General features: G+C 51.4%; 11 protein-coding genes. 7 read left to right on the top strand and 4 right to left on the bottom strand.

The window, feature by feature from the left end:
- Nucleotides 1-1,260 (top strand): putative Na+/H+ antiporter, encoded by a 1,260-nt coding sequence (locus HRU78_02750; protein ID QOJ22697.1) that lies wholly within the window; start codon nucleotides 1-3, stop codon nucleotides 1,258-1,260.
- On the opposite strand, the gene HRU78_02745 is transcribed toward HRU78_02750, so the two are convergent.
- The 3 genes from HRU78_02745 to HRU78_02735 are packed head-to-tail and all read right to left on the bottom strand — an operon-like array spanning nucleotide 1,223 to nucleotide 6,891.
- Nucleotides 1,223-4,453, bottom strand: a complete 3,231-nt coding sequence (locus HRU78_02745; protein QOJ22696.1) for an efflux RND transporter permease subunit — start codon at nucleotides 4,451-4,453, stop codon at nucleotides 1,223-1,225. The genes HRU78_02750 and HRU78_02745 overlap by 38 nt on opposite strands.
- A gap of 3 nt (nucleotides 4,454-4,456) precedes the next feature.
- Nucleotides 4,457-5,626 carry an efflux RND transporter periplasmic adaptor subunit gene (locus tag HRU78_02740; GenBank protein ID QOJ22695.1) on the bottom strand — a complete coding sequence of 390 codons (1,170 nt, stop codon included), beginning with the start codon at nucleotides 5,624-5,626 and terminating at the stop codon, nucleotides 4,457-4,459.
- The gene (locus HRU78_02735) at nucleotides 5,623-6,891 is read right to left on the bottom strand and encodes a TolC family protein (protein QOJ22694.1); all 1,269 of its coding nucleotides are present in this window, start codon (nucleotides 6,889-6,891) and stop codon (nucleotides 5,623-5,625) included. Before HRU78_02735 ends, HRU78_02740 begins: the two co-directional genes overlap by 4 nt.
- 229 nt (nucleotides 6,892-7,120) lie before the next feature.
- Between HRU78_02735 and HRU78_02730 the strand changes: the two genes are divergently transcribed.
- Entirely contained in the window at nucleotides 7,121-9,211 is a 2,091-nt protein-coding gene (locus tag HRU78_02730) for a ribonuclease E (protein ID QOJ22693.1), read from the top strand.
- 86 nt (nucleotides 9,212-9,297) lie between these two features.
- Here the strand turns inward: HRU78_02730 and HRU78_02725 are convergent, their stop codons facing one another.
- On the bottom strand, nucleotides 9,298-9,648 hold the full coding sequence (locus HRU78_02725) for a DUF3579 domain-containing protein (protein QOJ22692.1): 351 nt from the start codon (nucleotides 9,646-9,648) through the stop codon (nucleotides 9,298-9,300).
- Between the two features lie 321 nt (nucleotides 9,649-9,969).
- On the opposite strand from HRU78_02725, the gene HRU78_02720 reads away from it, so the two are divergent.
- The 5 genes from HRU78_02720 (at nucleotide 9,970) to HRU78_02700 (ending at nucleotide 17,476) form a co-directional block, all read left to right on the top strand.
- Nucleotides 9,970-11,061: an aminopeptidase gene (locus HRU78_02720; protein QOJ22691.1), complete on the top strand. Its 1,092-nt coding sequence runs from the start codon at nucleotides 9,970-9,972 to the stop codon at nucleotides 11,059-11,061.
- A gap of 38 nt (nucleotides 11,062-11,099) precedes the next feature.
- Nucleotides 11,100-12,452, top strand: coding sequence for a chromate efflux transporter (gene chrA / locus HRU78_02715; GenBank protein ID QOJ22690.1), 1,353 nt, complete (start codon nucleotides 11,100-11,102; stop codon nucleotides 12,450-12,452).
- A gap of 73 nt (nucleotides 12,453-12,525) precedes the next feature.
- Complete coding sequence (locus HRU78_02710; protein ID QOJ22689.1) at nucleotides 12,526-13,803, top strand: DUF2130 domain-containing protein; 1,278 nt, start codon at nucleotides 12,526-12,528, stop codon at nucleotides 13,801-13,803.
- A gap of 129 nt (nucleotides 13,804-13,932) precedes the next feature.
- Entirely contained in the window at nucleotides 13,933-15,654 is a 1,722-nt protein-coding gene (locus tag HRU78_02705; protein QOJ22688.1) for a flagellinolysin, read from the top strand.
- Nucleotides 15,655-15,856: 202 nt separating this feature from the next.
- Nucleotides 15,857-17,476, top strand: a complete 1,620-nt coding sequence (locus HRU78_02700; GenBank protein QOJ22687.1) for a multicopper oxidase domain-containing protein — start codon at nucleotides 15,857-15,859, stop codon at nucleotides 17,474-17,476.
- The last annotated feature ends 5 nt before the right edge of the window (nucleotides 17,477-17,481 follow it).

Here is a 17,481-nt window from a genome sequence, read left to right as displayed (position 1 = left end):
ATGATTAATCCAACATCCATTGAATGGATTGCCGCACTGTTGTTCGCATTGGCTGTGATCCATACTTTCTCCACCAAATTTTTTGAACATCTCGCACATTCCCAGCCGCGCCATGCCGGTATCTGGCATTTATTGGGTGAAGTGGAAGTGGTATTCGGTTTCTGGGCGATGATTCTGATCCTGTTTATCTTTGCTGCAAATGGCAAGCAGCAAGCAATTGCTTATCTCGAATCGCGCGATTTCACCGAACCGATGTTTGTATTCGTCATTATGGTAATTGCCGGGACGCGGCCGGTTCTGGATTTTGCTGCCGCGACTGTACGGCGTGGAGCAGCTGTCTTGCCAGTCAATAAAGCAACGGCAATATACTTTTTATTGCTGTCTTTCGTTCCCTTACTCGGCTCATTTATCACCGAGCCCGCCGCCATGACACTCGCCGCGCTGATGTTGCGCGATACCTTATTCAGTCAAAAGATATCCACGCGCTTGCAATATGCGACGATCGGTGTGTTGTTCGTCAATGTCTCGATAGGCGGCACACTGACTCCCTATGCAGCGCCACCGGTATTGATGGTAGCCGCAAAATGGCACTGGGATATCGGCTTTATGATGACTACTTTCGGCTGGAAAGCCGCACTGGCGGTCATTGTCAACGCATTTGCCGTTACTTGGTTGTTCCGGCAGGAATTAGGCCGTACCGGTCCAACAGAAAATAACATTGCATCAAAAATTCCGTTAACGGTGGTACTAATCCATCTGCTGTTTCTAACGCTCGTGGTATTGTTTGCCCACCATCCGGCAGTGTTCATGGGAATATTTCTATTCTTCCTGGGATTTACCACGGCTTACCAACAATACCAGAGCCCATTGATTCTGCGCGAAGCGTTACTGGTTGCATTCTTCCTGGCGGGATTGGTCGTGCTCGGCGGACAGCAGCAATGGTGGTTGCAACCGCTGCTGATGGACATGGACGATACCGCTGTGTACTTCGGTGCCACACTGTTGACTGCGGTTACGGATAATGCCGCGCTGACCTATCTGGGATCACTCGTCGAAGGATTGAGCGAGGAATTTAAAATCGCCTTGGTTGCCGGCGCGGTCACCGGCGGCGGACTGACTGTCATCGCCAATGCCCCGAATCCTGCCGGTTTTGCCATTCTCAAAAGCAAATTCGATGAACAGTCGATCCATCCGCTGGGATTATTCATTGCCGCACTGCTCCCTACGCTGACGGCTGTGCTGGCGTTTCGCCTGTTGTAACCGCTTTGCCGCCATGCTGACCATCAGCCGCAACGGTACTGGCAGCAATTTCGGGCGGATTGGGTGTGGTTGGTGGTGCATCATCCTTATGATCGTCAAACCAGCGGTACAACATGGGCACAACCACCTTGGTCATCACCGTCGCGGTAATTAGCCCGCAAATCACCACGATGGCCAGCGGTCTCTGCACCTCGGAGCCAAGGCCGGTAGAGATCAGGAACGGTGCCAAGCCCAGTATCGTGGCCGCAGCAGTAATCAGCACCGGACGGAAACGCGCCTCACAGCTTGTTTTCACCGCCTCTTGCACAGTCAGCCCTTGCTCCCGCAGTTCCTTGATAAAAGAAACCAGGACCACACCATTCAAGATGGCGACACCCCAAACCGCAATGAACCCCACCGACGCGGGCACCGATAGATACTCTCCGGTAAGGAACAGGCCGACAACCCCGCCGACGGAGGCAAACGGCAGTGCGGTAAAAATGAGCAGTGCAAGTTTAACCGAGTTAAACAGCATGAACAGCAGGAAGAAAATTGCCATGAAGGTAATCGGCACAATAACAGCGAGTCTTGCCATGGCGCGCTCCATATTTTCGAATTGCCCGCCCCAAGAGAAATAATAACCCGGTGGCAATTTCACCTCTTTAGCGACCCGTTGCTGAAGTTCCGCCACAAAGCTGCCTATATCCCGGTTATGCACATTGGCCCCCACAACCACCCGGCGCTTAGCAAATTCACGCGAAATAACCGCCGGACCGTCGATAACCTTGATCTCCGCTACGGCACTCAATGGAATCAGCATTCCCCCCTTTCCCATTCCACCAGCAACACCAGTGCTGGCCGGTCTGAGTAATAAATCCTTGATCGACTCAACATCATGCCGGTATTTTTCCGGAAACCGCAGCAACAATGTGAAGCGGCGCTCGCCTTCGAAAACCTGCGTAACGGCTTTCCCCCCCACGGCGGTTTCAATCAGTTCATTGATATCTGAAACATTGAGCCCATGGCGCGCAATCGCGTGCCTGTCAATGTTGATAGTCAGTTCCTGCTGACCGGACAACCGTTCGATGCGAAGGTCTCTGGCACCGCGTGTGGATTTGACAATCCGGGCAACTTGCTCAGACAGTTTGCGCAACTCTTCCAGATCATCGCCAAAAATCTTGACAGCCACCTGTGAGCGCACCCCGGTCACCATTTCATCTACCCGTGCCGCAATCGGCTGGGAAATGACAATATTGACACCCGGCAAATCCGCCAAGGCTTTACGGATATCTTCCTCGATTTCCGCCTGCGTCCGCCCGGATCCTTTCAAATCCAAATCGGCAATCGGGTCGGATTCATTTTGCGATTGCGGATCGGCCGGTGATTCCCCACGCCCGAGTTTAGAAACGACTGTCTTGACGCCGGGAATTGCTGCTATCTTCTGCATGGCTTCCATTTCCAGCTTAATGGATTTCTCCAATGAAATAGAAGGCGCCCGGATGATCACAGGGGTAACGGAACCTTCTTTCATAATCGGAATGAAAGACTTGCCCAGCATCGGATATAAGCCGATCGCGAGTAACAAGGAACCCACGGATACCAGCGCCGTGCCTTTAGGGTTTCTTAACGCCAAATAGAGCAAGCGCAGATATAGGGACTTAAGAACGACAACAATTTTAGTGTCTTTTTCGCTGCCGCCTTTCAAAGCATAGTCACAGAGCACCGGTGACAATACCACTGAAATCACCAGCGCAACCAGTAACGCAATGGAGATAGTAACCGCCAACGGGCTAAACATCTTGCCTTCCATACCTTCAAGCGTCATCAGCGGCAAGAATACAAGAACGATGATGATGATGCCGTAAATGACCGGCGCGCCGACCTCGGCTGCCGCCTTGGCAATGGTCACAATTTTTGGCTCACCGCTCGGCGCATGGCTCAGGCGCAGAAAGATATTCTCCACCACTACGACTGTTGGATCGACCATCAAGCCAATCGCAATGGTCAATCCTCCCAATGACATTAAATTCGCCGGAATACCGAAGTAGTTCATGATCATGAACGTGATCAACGGCGTGATGATCAATGTCGCACAGACGACCAAGCTGACGCGCAGGTGCCCCAAACAGATAAACATTACCAGAATGACGAAGATCAGAGCTTCGATCAACACCTTGTAGACCGAATCCAGTGCCGCATCGACCATGACCGAACGATCATAGAAAGGCACGATTTGCAAACCATCCGGCAGCAATCCGCTTTCATTGATCTCAGCGACTTTTTCTTTGACACGGCTGACAATTTCTTTGGCGTTTCCGCCGCGCAACATCATTACGATAGCAGCAACTGATTCTGTGTATCCGTTTTTGATACTCGCCCCTTGACGCACTTCACCACCCAGTGTTACCTCAGCAACATCGCGCATATAAATGGGCACGCCGTCCATTTCTCTCAACACGATATTGCGAATGTCATCCAAGGTAGCGATCAAACCGACACCACGGATCAGGTATTGCTCATAGCGCAGCGCCAGGATATTACCGCTGGCATTGGCATTGTTGCTGGCCAGCGCGCGGTCCACTTCGGTCAAAGTCAAATCATAGTGCCGCAGTTTATTGGGGTCGACATACACTTGATATTCTTTGACATATCCGCCGATGGAATTGATTTCCGCCACACCGCGGATGGAGCGCAACATAGGGCGCACCACCCAATCTTGAATTGTCCGGCGTTCGGTCAATTCTTCCTTTGTCAATGCCCGTTTACCGTCACTCGGGTGTTCAATGGTGTATTGAAAGACTTCGCCAAGGCCTGTCGAGACCGGCCCGAGTACCGGTGTAATACCGGGAATCAAGCGGGGAGAAACATCGATGATGCGCTCCATCACTAACTGACGCGCAAAATACACATCGGTTTTATCGGTAAAAACCAGTGTGATCAGCGACAACCCGCTCTTGTTCATCGAGCGCATTTCGACCAATCCCGGCAAGCCGGTCATGGCGATCTCCACCGGCACCGTAACCAGCCGCTCCATTTCCTCCGGACTGCGGCCTATGGCAACCGTGGCCACTTGCACTTGAATATTGGTAACATCGGGAAAAGCATCGACGGACAGATGCTTTGCGGCATAGATACCGGCACCGCATAATGCGAGCGCCACTACTACGACGATGAGTCGCAGCCTGATCATGACATTTACTATCGCAGCAAGCACGGCCTACTCCAATTCAGCAAGCTTACGCTCGTTGTCCAAATGAAAGGCTCCATCCATCACAATGCGCTGATCTATGGTGAGCCCGTTCAGCACAGGGCGGAAATCAGCGACTTCGGGACCCAATTCAACCGGTATGCGTTGAAAACGGTTTTTGCCGGTGACGATAAAAACATAATCTTGATTCAACTCACGCACCACGGCCGATTCAGGAACCACCAGTGACTTATGCTGCGGATCGGTAATATGCATGTTGGCCAGCATATCCGGTTTCAGCTTGCGATCCGGATTCGCCACCATCACCCGGGTCATGACAGTGCGCGTTAAGCGATTGACCGTATCGGAAACAAAAATGATGACACCATCCCGATCTTTACCTTCAATCGCAGGCACATCGATTTCCACATGCTGGCCAAGCCGGACATCGCGCGCAATCTGCTCCGGTACATCGCCGACAACCCAGACGGAAGATAAATCGGCAACCTGGAACAGCGGATCGGAAGGTTGCACCACCTGCCCCACAATCACATTCCGCGCAATGATATAACCTTCCCGGGTCGCCTTGATATCCAGCCAGGGTAAAATTTTTCCCTTTCTGGAAAGTTCTTTTATGTCAGCATCATCCATGCCATATAGCCGCAATTGATCGGTTGCAGCGCTCAACTCAGCCTGGGCGATTTCCAGCTCCGACTGCCGCCGTTCCACTTCAGCTAACGCAATCACATCAGCGGCCAATAAATGCTTGGCACGATCGAATGATTTTTGCGTTACCACAACCCTTGACGACGCACGTAAAAAAGCCAGTTGCGATTGTGTCAATTCCGGGCTGGTTATACGCGCCAGACGGTCCCCCCCTTTGACGTAATCACCCAATATCACGAACATATTGATGATGCGTCCGGTTACATACGAACCGATCTGCGCGGTTCGTTCTTCGTCCACTTGAACCCGGCTGGGGACTTGTATTTTATCCGCCAGATCGACCAGCAATGGTTGCCCGATTTTCAAACGCCCGGCCAATTCGGACCGGACCGTGATGCTATTGATATCGCGCTCATCCGTTGATTGATCGACTGCTTCTTCCTGGGGCGCTTCACCGGATTCCTCTTTACCGCACCCGGCCAGCAAAAGTACGGCAATGACGATGCCGCCGATCGTTGATACTTTTATTTTCATTCTACAGCCAGCTCCTTCGGATAATGGGCGCGCAAACGGTCAATTTCGGCCGCAGCCGATTGCAGATCAAAGCGTGCCTGCAAGGAATCAGCCAGAATTCCCCGGAGTATACGTTGCGTATCCAGCAGTTCGAGCAGGCTACGCTCGCCAAACCGGTAAGCCGCTTGAGCAATCTGCACGGCATTTTCCGCTTCCTTAATCAGGCCGCCTTCGAACATATCGACCCGGCGCTGGGCAATCTGCAAAGCCTGCCAAGCAGATTCAAACAATTGACTGATCTCGTAGCGGCGGAACTCAAGTGTTTCTCTTATGCGCGCGGAATCATAAATAGCAGTATCGATTTCACCTCGGCGGCGGTAAAAAATAGGAATCCGGACGCTCGCCCCGGCAATATTGGAAGTAAATTGCGCATCTTGATAGTTGGTGTACAGTACATTGACCTGCGGCAACACGGATGCCTTCTCCTGCTTAATCCGTTCATTGGCGCGCTCCTGCTCAGCTTGCAAACGCGCCACATCGGGATTTACCGCGGGCACTTCCTGGCGCAATGTTTCCAGCGGGGGCAATTGAACGGGGTCTTTCAATGAAGCACTGATCGTAAAATCCACAGGCATTGCACCGGCCGTCAATTGCATCAATGCCAGCCGGGCGCGCTGAACAGTCAATTGCGCTGCCTGCGTGCGATTCAGCGCGCTTTGCACCTCAGTTTCCGCTCTGATCAACTCAAAACGCGCTACCTCGCCCCGTTCGACATTAATTGCAATACGGCGGCGGACATCTTCCACAAGCTCGTATATTCCTTGCTCCATGGCCGCCTGCTCTTGACGCAGCAGCAATTCAAAAGCGCGGATGCGCAGTTGCGCCGCCAAATCGGCGCGCACCTGATCATAACTGGCGCGGCTAGCATCCACCCCGGCTTCCGAAGCGTTGATACGCGCGCTGCGCATGAAAGGATTTTCGATAGGCTGACTAACCGTTACGGAGCGCTGCATGGAAGCCGGTCCGGTAAGATCAAACGGTAATCGCCGGGTGTCCGGTCCCGCCATCACAGTTACTTCCGGATTGAGAAATGCCGATGCCGCCACGACTCCTGCCTTGGCCATCTCTATTTGCGACCGGGCAGCCTGAACAAGCCCATTTGCCTGCAAACCCAGGCGTTGCAATTCTTCGATGGTAAATCTGGACGTTGGTTGAGCAGAAACGGATAGAGATGTGAATATGAAGCTTATGCCGAGCAATGAATACCAAAACGGAGAAATCTGCATAACATCCTTTCTATTGTTACTGTGAGACAGCCACTTTCACATATTCTTCACAACTTTTTCACACAAAATTGATTATCAATCATAGCCGAAATTTTGGATTCTATACCATCAATTAATGAGCGAAAATCGAGTTATTATATTTATTTATAAAAAATATCAATCAATTAAAGACAATTTCCAAACGGTAACTTAGAATTTAATCAGAATAATCCTGAATAATTGCTGAACGATGCCATTTATCCCGATACGTTCCAGATCTTTCAAGCGCTATTTATCGCCAATAAAACTTTTATTGCTGATTTCCGGCATATTAATCATGGTCTGGCTTGTTACCGGCTTATCTTGGCGGCTATACGAGCTTCGCGACAACGATCCCGATCGTGGTGCCAACACGAGTGGCACCGGTAAATTTGGCGAACGATTTTCCCGGACGGTTTATCTCGAGCAAGGCTGGTCCGCTGCTGACAGCCTATGGTTCTACACTACAACGCAGGGTTCCAATTTATTACCGTACAGTTTTTTTCTGCTATTGGAGCAACCCGCATCGTCCGCTTTATTCCGTACTGACGACAACATCGATCGTTACGGCTATCTGCCGCAGCGAGCAACCGCCAGCAATCCGGACGGCTTGCCCGCCGGAATGGTAAAAGATGAATACCAAGGTAAAGCATTCATGGGATTTACATGCGCCGCCTGCCACACCACCCAAATCAATTATCAGGGCAGCGGAATCCGCATTGACGGCGGTCCGGCAAACTCCGATATGGAAAATTTCATGATCGATTTGGCGGAAGCTTTGTACACCACTTTGGAGAATCCGGAAAAACTGAATCGTTTTGTAGCCAACGTATTAAAGCAAGGTCACTACAGTGATGCAAAAGAAGTATTAACCGACCTCGAGAAATATGCGCAACGCATCAAAACCTATACCATCATCAACACACCCCGGGATACCCAACGCCCGCTGACACGCTACGGCTATGCGCGGCTGGATGCGTTCGGGAGAATTTACAATCGTGTGCTGGAACACATTATGAGCGCGCAGCAAATGCGCGAACTGCTGGCCGGATTACTTTCCCGGGATGAGCTGGCACAAGTGATGACCGATATCGAACCTGTGCTCAGCAGCAGTGACCGTGACCACATTATCGAACGAACGCAGAGGTATTTAACCGGCAAACAAAGCATTCAGTTGCGCAATATAATCTATAACCCAGCAGACGCACCGGTCAGTTACCCGTTTCTGTGGGATGTGCCGCAACATGATTACATTCAATGGAACGGCAGGGTCGACAATAGCGGATTGGGGCCAATGGCGCGCAACGCCGGTCAATTGATCGGCGTCTTCGGCACGCTGGACTGGCAGGAAAAAGACGGCTTTACGCTATCCTCGGTTTTAGGCGGACAAGGATTCGGTTCCAAACATATCGACTTTCAATCTTCCATCGATATCCGCAATCTGCGCCGGGTGGAAAATCATTTGCGCAAATTGAAGTCACCGCGGTGGCCGGAGCATATTCTGCCCAGGATCGATAAAACACGCATGGCGAAAGGCGCGGAATTATTCTCCCGCTATTGCTCAGTGTGCCACGATTCAATTGACCGCAGCGGCCCCGATCGCCGTGTCGTTGCCAAAATGATCGCCGTGTCCTCGGTAGGAACCGATTCTAAAATGGCGGTAAACGCCATTGAGTTCACCGGCTACAGCGGCATCTTGCGCAATCAGTATGTCAGTGTCAGCACGGGAAACATCCTACTGAACCGTCAAGCACCTGCGGTCGCGCTTTTAACGGCGGCGACCCGCAATGTGGTGACAACACCCGACCGAGACAAGTGGTTTGCACGGCGCTGGATCGAACGATCATTTGACTTTGCCTACACCTACTTTGATAACGAAGTTCGGTCTTCCCTGAAAAACGGCCACTACACACCTGACACTACCGTGCAACCATTCACTTCCGCAATGGCCTACAAAGCCCGCCCGCTGAATGGCATCTGGGCCACCGCCCCGTATTTGCACAATGGCTCGATACCTACGCTGTACGATCTGCTGCTGCCGAAAAGAAAACCGGACGATCCAGCGCAGGGCGAGTACCGCCCGGACGAATTCATGGTCGGATCACGCGAATTCGACCCGGACAAAGTGGGATTCAAATCGGCAGGCTACGACGGCTTTCTGTTCCGTACCAGCATTTGGGGTAATCACAACAGCGGTCACGAGTATGCATCCGGCCGCACAGCACTGCCGGATGGAACGCTGCTACCCGCACTCAGCAAAGAACAGCGTTTGGATTTGCTCGAATATCTTAAATCTCTATAAGGCAAGCAAGGCATAACAATCACCCTTAACTTATCCGGCTAAATCCTGAGGGGTATTAATGGAAAGCTGATTCTTGATGGAGGCAATCAGACAGCAAACGTCAATTTTCGTACAGGCAAAACGCTTTCTTTCGCTGCAGCAACGTCCCTTAGGTGAATCACCTCACTTTCCGGCAGTATTTTTAACTGATTGTTGGAAGCAAACTGCAGCATGAACTGATAAGCAGCCGGATTGATTTCCTGCAACACCTTTTCCACCCGTACTCCAATTTGCCCTTGGTGTATTACAGGCTGTGCATGATCCGAGTAAACCCAGCGCCCTGTACAATCGTAACCGGCAATCGCCCCGCATAAGCGTTCCGCCCAATCACTGGGACGGAATGTCCGCCCCGCGTTTGTGACACCCAGAATCAAGTAGATTTCGGCTTCGGCTTTCATAAGGTTGGTGGCAATAAAAGTGATAAGGAGAAAAACTCGACAAGAAAAATTTTCCCGGAGCTGCACCTAGCATTCGTCATAAAAGTTTCTTTCCTATTGAATACGCACAGCTATATCGGCTCTATTCGATAAAAATAGAGAGCTCTCGCCGCAAGGATATAAAACTCAACAGGGAATTAACCGGAGAAAATTGAATCAGATAGCATCGAAATTGCCGTAATCCACAACCGGATTAAGCCTGTTATTACCAGACGTTATCGGGCAAAATATGGAAAAAGCGGGTATTGAATTCTTACCGCAGGAATCACACTCGGGAATCAGATGACCAAGCAAATCCTACACACCTTCATACTGGCCTTGATCATGAGTCAGATATTTTGGCTCAGCGCCTGCGCCAATCTTCCTTATTATGTTCAGGCCGTCGATGGACATTTTCAGGTGATCCATCGCGCGCAACCGATCAGCAAAGTAATCGCAAATCCGGATACCGATCCGAAACTGAAACACTCACTCGCCAAAGTCGTCCAGCTGCGCGAATTTGCCAGCCGTGAATTGAAGTTACCGGATAATCTGAGCTATACCAGCTACGCCGATTTGGAGCGCCCTTTTGTGGTATGGAATGTGTTTGCGGCCCCCGAGCTCTCCGTCAAACTGAAAGAATGGTGCTTTGTGCAGGTCGGCTGCGTTAACTATCGCGGTTTTTTCTCGCAAGCAAGCGCTGAGCGTTACGCGGAAGAACTCAGAAAGGAAGGCTACGATGTGCATGTGGGTGGAATCCGTGCTTATTCCACATTAGGCTGGTTCAGCGATCCGGTACTGAATACGTTTATCGGTTACTCAGAAATGGACTTGGCACGCTTGATCTTTCATGAATTGGCGCATCAGGTCACGTATGTATCCGACGACACGGTTTTTAATGAATCCTTTGCCACTGCGGTCGAGCACGAAGGGGTCAGACGCTGGCTTCACAGCACCGGCAGCGCTGCGGCGCAAATTGCACTGACCGCGCGGCAGGAAAGAGAAACACTCTTTAGCGCTTTGATACTCAAACATCGTAAGCGCTTGCATGAACTCTTCCAGTCGGATCTCAGTGAAACTGAAAAACGGATTGGGAAAACACGCATTTTTGATGAGCTGCGCAAAGAGTTTTTGCTTCTGAAAGCGGAAAAAATGGAGCTTAACAGCTACGACCGCTGGTTTGCGCAACCCCTAAATAACGCATTGCTGGCAACGGTTTCGATTTATACTCAATTATTACCGGCATTTCAGAGCATTTTGAAGCAACAAGACCAGGATATGGAACGATTTTTCGATACGGTTACCAAGCTGAGCAAGTTACCGAAGCAGGAGCGGAATTTGATACTGCAACAAGCCGCTGAAAATAATCTACCCAGAAAAATCGCCGAGCAATAATCCTCTTATTTCGTTCATACACTTATTACACAAGCACGATGTCATCCGCCGAGCAGCAAACGTTAAGCCGGCCCGAGCCGGTATCGTTCATGGAAGCATTCATCTATTGGCTGAAACTCGGTTTCATCAGTTTCGGCGGTCCGGCGGGGCAAATCAGCATGATGCACCAGGAATTGGTCGAAAGACGGCGTTGGATTTCGGAACAGCGTTTTTTACATGCGTTGAATTACACCATGGTGCTGCCCGGCCCGGAAGCCCAGCAACTGGCCACCTACATCGGCTGGTTGATGCACGGCACCTGGGGCGGCATTGTGGCCGGCGCGCTGTTCGTGCTGCCGTCGCTCATCATTCTGATGATTCTGACATGGATCTATCTGGTTTATAGCGAAGTCCCGGCCGTCGCGGGCATTTTGTACGGTATCAAACCCGCAGTCACGGCGATTGTGCTTTTCGCGGCCTACCGCATCGGTTCTAGAGCGCTGAAAAACAATCTGCTGCGTGCAATTTCGGTTGCCGCATTTGTAGCCATCTTTGCGTTCAAGCTCCCTTTCCCATATATCATGCTGATAGCGGGCTTAATCGGCTATATCGGGTTTCATTGCATGCCGGACAAATTCCAAACCGGCGGGCACCACGCAAAATCGAAAAATACTTATGGTCCCGCCTTGATCGATGATCATACCCCTATTCCCGAACACGCCCGCTTCCAGTGGAGCCGGTTCCTGGTATTGCTGGTAACCGGACTGCTGATTTGGGGTGGAGTCATGTTGCTGCTGGCTATGCAGTACGGTTGGGAAGGCACATTGACACAAATGGGCTGGTTCTTCACTAAGGCCGCATTGATGACATTTGGCGGCGCTTATGCGGTTTTACCCTATGTTTATCAGGGCGGAGTCGAACATTATGCTTGGCTGAATCCAACGCAAATGATCGACGGATTGGCATTGGGTGAAACGACACCGGGCCCGCTGATCATGATTGTGGCTTTTGTCGGTTTTGTCGGTGGCTGGACCAAGGCGCTTTTCGGATCCGATCTGCTGATGCTGGCGGGGATTTGCGGTGCATCGGTTGCAACGCTGTTTACATTCTTACCTTCGTTTGTGTTCATTCTGCTCGGTGGCCCCGCGGTGGAAGCAACCCGTCACGACCTCAAATTTACCGCACCGCTCACCGGCATCACGGCCGCGGTTGTTGGCGTTATCGTCAACCTGGCGGTGTTCTTCGCTTACCACGTGCTGTGGCCAAAAGGGTTTGATGCGGCATTCGAATGGTTCTCCGCGCTGATCGGCGTTGCGGCATTTATCGCGCTGTTCCGGTATAAAGCCGGAATTGTCGCGGTCATTGGAGCCTGCGCTGTCGTGGGATTAAGTTATTCGTTGCTGCTGAATTAAACTTTGATACCGCCCGCGTATTGCAGCGGTTTTATCGTTACTCCGATCAAACATTCTTTCCACAGGCTTCAACATGACCGAACCGACCATCCGCTGCCCACAGTGCACCTCCGAAATCAAATTAACCGAGTCGCTCGCCGCGCCGCTGATACAGGCTACACGGCAGGAGTACGAAGCGAAGCTGGCGCAGAAAGAGACGGATGTTTCCAAGCGTGAAACCGCGTTGAAGGCACAGCAAAAATCCCTCGAAGAGGCACAAAAAACACTGGATGAGCAAGTCGCCAGCAAACTCAAAACGGAACGCGCGCTGATCGCTGCCGAAGAAGCCAAAAAAGCCAGATTCGCATTGGCATCCGATCTGGAAGCTAAATCCAAGGAATTGCTGGAATTGCAGGAAATTCTCCGGCAACGCAACAGCAAACTGGAAGAAGCGCAAAAAACACAAGCCGATCTGTTGCGCAAGCAGCGTGAACTGGACGATGCCAAACGGGAACTGGATTTGACCGTTGAAAAACGAGTGCAGGAATCGATCACCCAGGTGCGGCAAAAAGCCAAGCAAGAAGCCGAAGACAGTCTCAAGCTCAAGGTCAGTGAGAAAGAAGAACAGATTGCTTCGATGCAGCGCCAGATCGACGAATTGAAACGCAAAGCCGATCAGGGCTCACAGCAACTCCAGGGTGAAGTTCTGGAGCTCGAATTGGAAACCGCGTTGCGATTGAAATTTCCGCTGGACAGCATTGAACCGGTCGCGAAAGGCGAATTTGGCGGCGATGTATTGCAACGCGTGATGGGACCATCAGGTCAGCGGTGCGGCGCAATTTTGTGGGAATCCAAACGGACTAAAAACTGGAGCGACGGCTGGCTGGCAAAACTGCGCAATGATCAACGCACCGCCAAAGCGGAAATCGCAGTGCTGGTATCCAGCACGTTACCGAAGGAAATCGAAACGTTTGGACAAATCGACGGCATCTGGGTCACCGAACCGCGTCTGGCGTTACCGCTCGTCATGGCGTTGCGCCAATCCCTGATAGAAATCGCCAATACGCGGCAATTCCAGGAAGGCCAGGAAACCAAAATGGAGTTGGTCTATCGCTATTTAACCGGACCGAAATTCAAGCATCGCATCGAAGCGATCGTGGAAAAATTTGCCGACATGCAAGCGGATCTGGACAAAGAACGTAAGACCATGACCCGTCTCTGGGCCAAGCGGGAAATGCAGATTCAAGGTGTGATCGAATCCACGGTCGGTATGTACGGCGATTTGCAAGGGATCGCCGGGCGTGCTTTACCGGCCATTGAGGGATTGGAGTTGCCTATGCTTGATCTGCAAGAACCTGGTGAAGAACTATAAATCTGCATCACGGGATTCCACTGCAGTATCGATTTGAATCCTTCCTGTCAGAAAATTTACTTCAGCCGCTAAAGAAATTCAGCCGGTAATCGTTAAAAAACCATACCTGAATACCATCATCATGAAAACATGAGTTTGTCGATTAATACAAATTTGGGAGCGCTGAATACTTCGCGGCACTTGTCGGCGACCACAAACGATTTGAATCGCTCATTGGAGCGGTTGTCATCGGGTATGCGTATTAACAGTGCAAAAGATGATGCCGCCGGCCTTGCCATCTCCGGACGTATGACATCACAAATTCGCGGCTTGAATCAGGCCACCCGGAATGCCAGCGACGGCATTTCCATGCTGCAAACCGCCGACGGCGCATTGAACTCAATAACCTCCGCAATGCAGCGCATCCGCGAGCTTTCCATACAGGCGGCAAATTCAACCAACAGCGTGAGCGATAAGAAAGCGCTGCAAGAAGAAGCGAATCAACTGATTCAGGAAATAGAAAAAGTCTCCACCACGACGGCATTCAATGGCGACAAGGTATTTGATTCCTCCGGCAGCAGTGTCCTGGGTAATTCGGATCAATTGGCTGTTATGTACGGATTACAAAACGGCTGGCTGGAAGATGCGGAAAGCAAGATCCAGCAATACTTCGGCATCACCGCCGACGGTGCCGATCTGAATATCGAACTGACCACTTTCACCGACGGCGCGGGTGGCACCGCCGCCCGGGTTGTCGGTGCAGTGCCTGGTAGCTATACCGGCAAAGCAACCAATGTCAAATTGCAGATCGACATGAGCGATTTTACGCCGCCCAATTTACCGGACGGCGGAACCGCACCGTTTTATAACGACCGGATCATTGCGCATGAAATGGTGCACGCCGTCATGTACCGCAGCATGAATATCGGTTCGATGTTTGAGCCCGCGGCAGACCAAAAATGGTTTATGGAAGGCGCTGCGGAATTCATCCATGGTGCCGACGAACGCTTGCAATCTTCGATCAACAGCGTCGGCATTGGCGGCGTCATGACGCGGGCAGCGACTTTCGGTTCGGCAGGCGCAGCCTGGGGCGGTACGTCGGATGATTACTCCGCAGCTTACGCCGCTGTGCGTTACCTGCATCAAGTCATCAAGGATAACGGCGGCTCGGGCATCAAGGATGTTATGGTTTATCTGAACCAGCATCAGACAGCTACCCTCAGCGATGCGATCAATGCAGCAACGGGCGGCCTATATGCGAATGCCGATGCGTTTAATGCGGATTTTGTCGCACATGGCGCCGCATTCATCGCCGGTATGAATCTCACCGATACCGATACCGGTGCGATTGGCGGTGCAGATGCCGATGGCGGACCGATCCAAACCGCAACAAGCGTTATCCCCGATAGCGGCTCACGTAGCGGCACCAATCCACTCAGCGGGTTTTACGAAATCTGGGAAAATATCAATGCCGCCGCAGTCGGCAACAACAAACAACTTCAAGTCGGTGCAAACAAAGGGGACACCCTGGATGTCACTTTCGGCGCAGTGAATACCGTCGCCATGGGCATACAAAATCTGGATCTGGTCAATAATGCAGGATTTGCCACTTATATGATGGATCTTGCTTTGAATCACATCGGTGAAGAAAGATCGAAGATCGGTGCACAACTTAACCGGCTGGAATCTGTTGTCACCAACAACAATATCAGTACTGAATCTGCCGTAGCCAGCCAATCGCGCATCCAAGATGCCGACTATGCGCAAGAAGCAACTTCTCTGACCAAAGCGCAGATCATGCAAAAAGCTGCAACTGCCGTGTTAGCTCAAGCAAACACATCACCGCAACTATTGCTGGCGCTGCTTAAGTAAGTCAGGTCACATTCTAAGCTCTTCATTCTGTTTTTTATCCATCCGCTCCTGCATAAGAATGAACCCTTTCATTCGACTGAAATCCGATTGCTTATTACGTTTGAACTGATACACTGAATTCCAGAAAATAGTTGCAGCGGGATCATCTGCAATTTGATGCGAACCGCTCGAAATTCATCGTTAATCACACGACAGGTTAATCATGACAAATATCAATTATAAACGGCGCCAGTTCCTGCAATACGCGGCGCTCGGCACACTGTCAGCCGCCATGCCCGGGTTCGCATTCGCAGAAAACCGCACCATCAACAAAACACCCAATAGCGCATTCAATGCCGATGTCGAAATCGCATTGACGGCGCAAACCGCGGATGTTCCGATTTTGCCGGGCGCTCATACGCATGTTTTTAAATACACCGGAAAACTGTTGAAAGGACCGCACAATGCACTCAAAGAGCTACCCGGCTATTTAGGGCCGATCCTCAATTTCGAACAAGGCCAAAAGGTACGGATATTTTTTTATAACCAATTGACCGAACCGTGCGTCACCCATTGGCACGGCATGCATGTGCCACAGATCATGGACGGACATCCGATGTACGCGATCCATCAGGGTGAGCAATACGTGTATGAATTCGAGGTAAAAAACCCCGCCGGCACCAACTGGTATCATTCGCATACGCACGAATTGACCGCCACGCAGGTATACCAAGGTTTGACGGGACTTATTACCATTACCGACGAAGCCGAGCGCAAGCTGGACTTACCGGGCGGAGAATTCGATATCCCGCTCGTTATCCAGGATCGCAGCTTTACGCATGGCAATCAATTGCGCTACCTGCTGAATATGCATCAACGTATGCGTGGTTTCCTGGGCGATACTATCCTGGTGAATGGTCAAAGCGATAGTGTCATTCCCGTAAAAACACGTGCGTACCGCTTGCGCATCTTGAATGGTTCCAACTCCAGAATTTACAAGCTGGGCTGGAGCGACGGCACACCGGTCACTGCCATCGGCACCGATGGCGCGTTACTGGAAAAGCCTGAGACCCTCCCTTATGTCATGCTCGGCCCGGCGGAACGGGTGGAACTGTGGGCCGATTTCAGCGGCCGCAAGCCCGGCTCAGAGTTGACGCTGCAAAGTTTACCGTACCAGGGATCGGCGGCGCATATGGGTGGCGGTATGGGACGCGGCATGCACGGCGGCAGGGGCGAAATGGGCATGATGATGGATGGCGCAGCAAGCCAGAGCGAGAAAGATACCATCGTCCGATTCACCATCGCCGAACAAGTCGGTGATTCGCCCAAACTGCCGGACACGCTGATTCCCATAAACCGCCTGACAGCCAGGGATGCTTCCGATCCCAATATTGTGGTACCGATCACCATCGGCATGCGCCATATGGCATTCAATCTCAACGGCAAAACCTTCGAAATGCAAAATCATATGGAGCGGGAAAAGATACCGGTCAATACCGTGCAAAGAATCCGGATATCCCATGATAACCGGGGCATGGGCGGCGGCATGCGCGGCGGCCGGGGCGGCGGGATGAGTATGATGATGGCGTTGCCGCACCCGATTCATATCCACGGCCAGCAGTTTCAGATCCTGTCGCGCAAGCAAAATAACCTCGGTAGCGCTTACGATACGGTGAAAGACGGATTCATCAACAGCGGCTGGAAGGATACCGTGCTGGTGATGCCGGGAGAAGAAGTCGAAATTATTAAACCGTTCAAGGACTACACGGGATTATTCCTCTATCACTGCCACAATCTGGAGCATGAGGACATGGGTATGATGCGCAATTTCTTTGTCAGCTGAATATC

This window comes from Gammaproteobacteria bacterium (assembly GCA_015709635.1).
Classification (GTDB): Bacteria; Pseudomonadota; Gammaproteobacteria; order Burkholderiales; family Nitrosomonadaceae; genus Nitrosomonas.
This window is presented reverse-complemented; position numbering and strand designations above follow the sequence as displayed.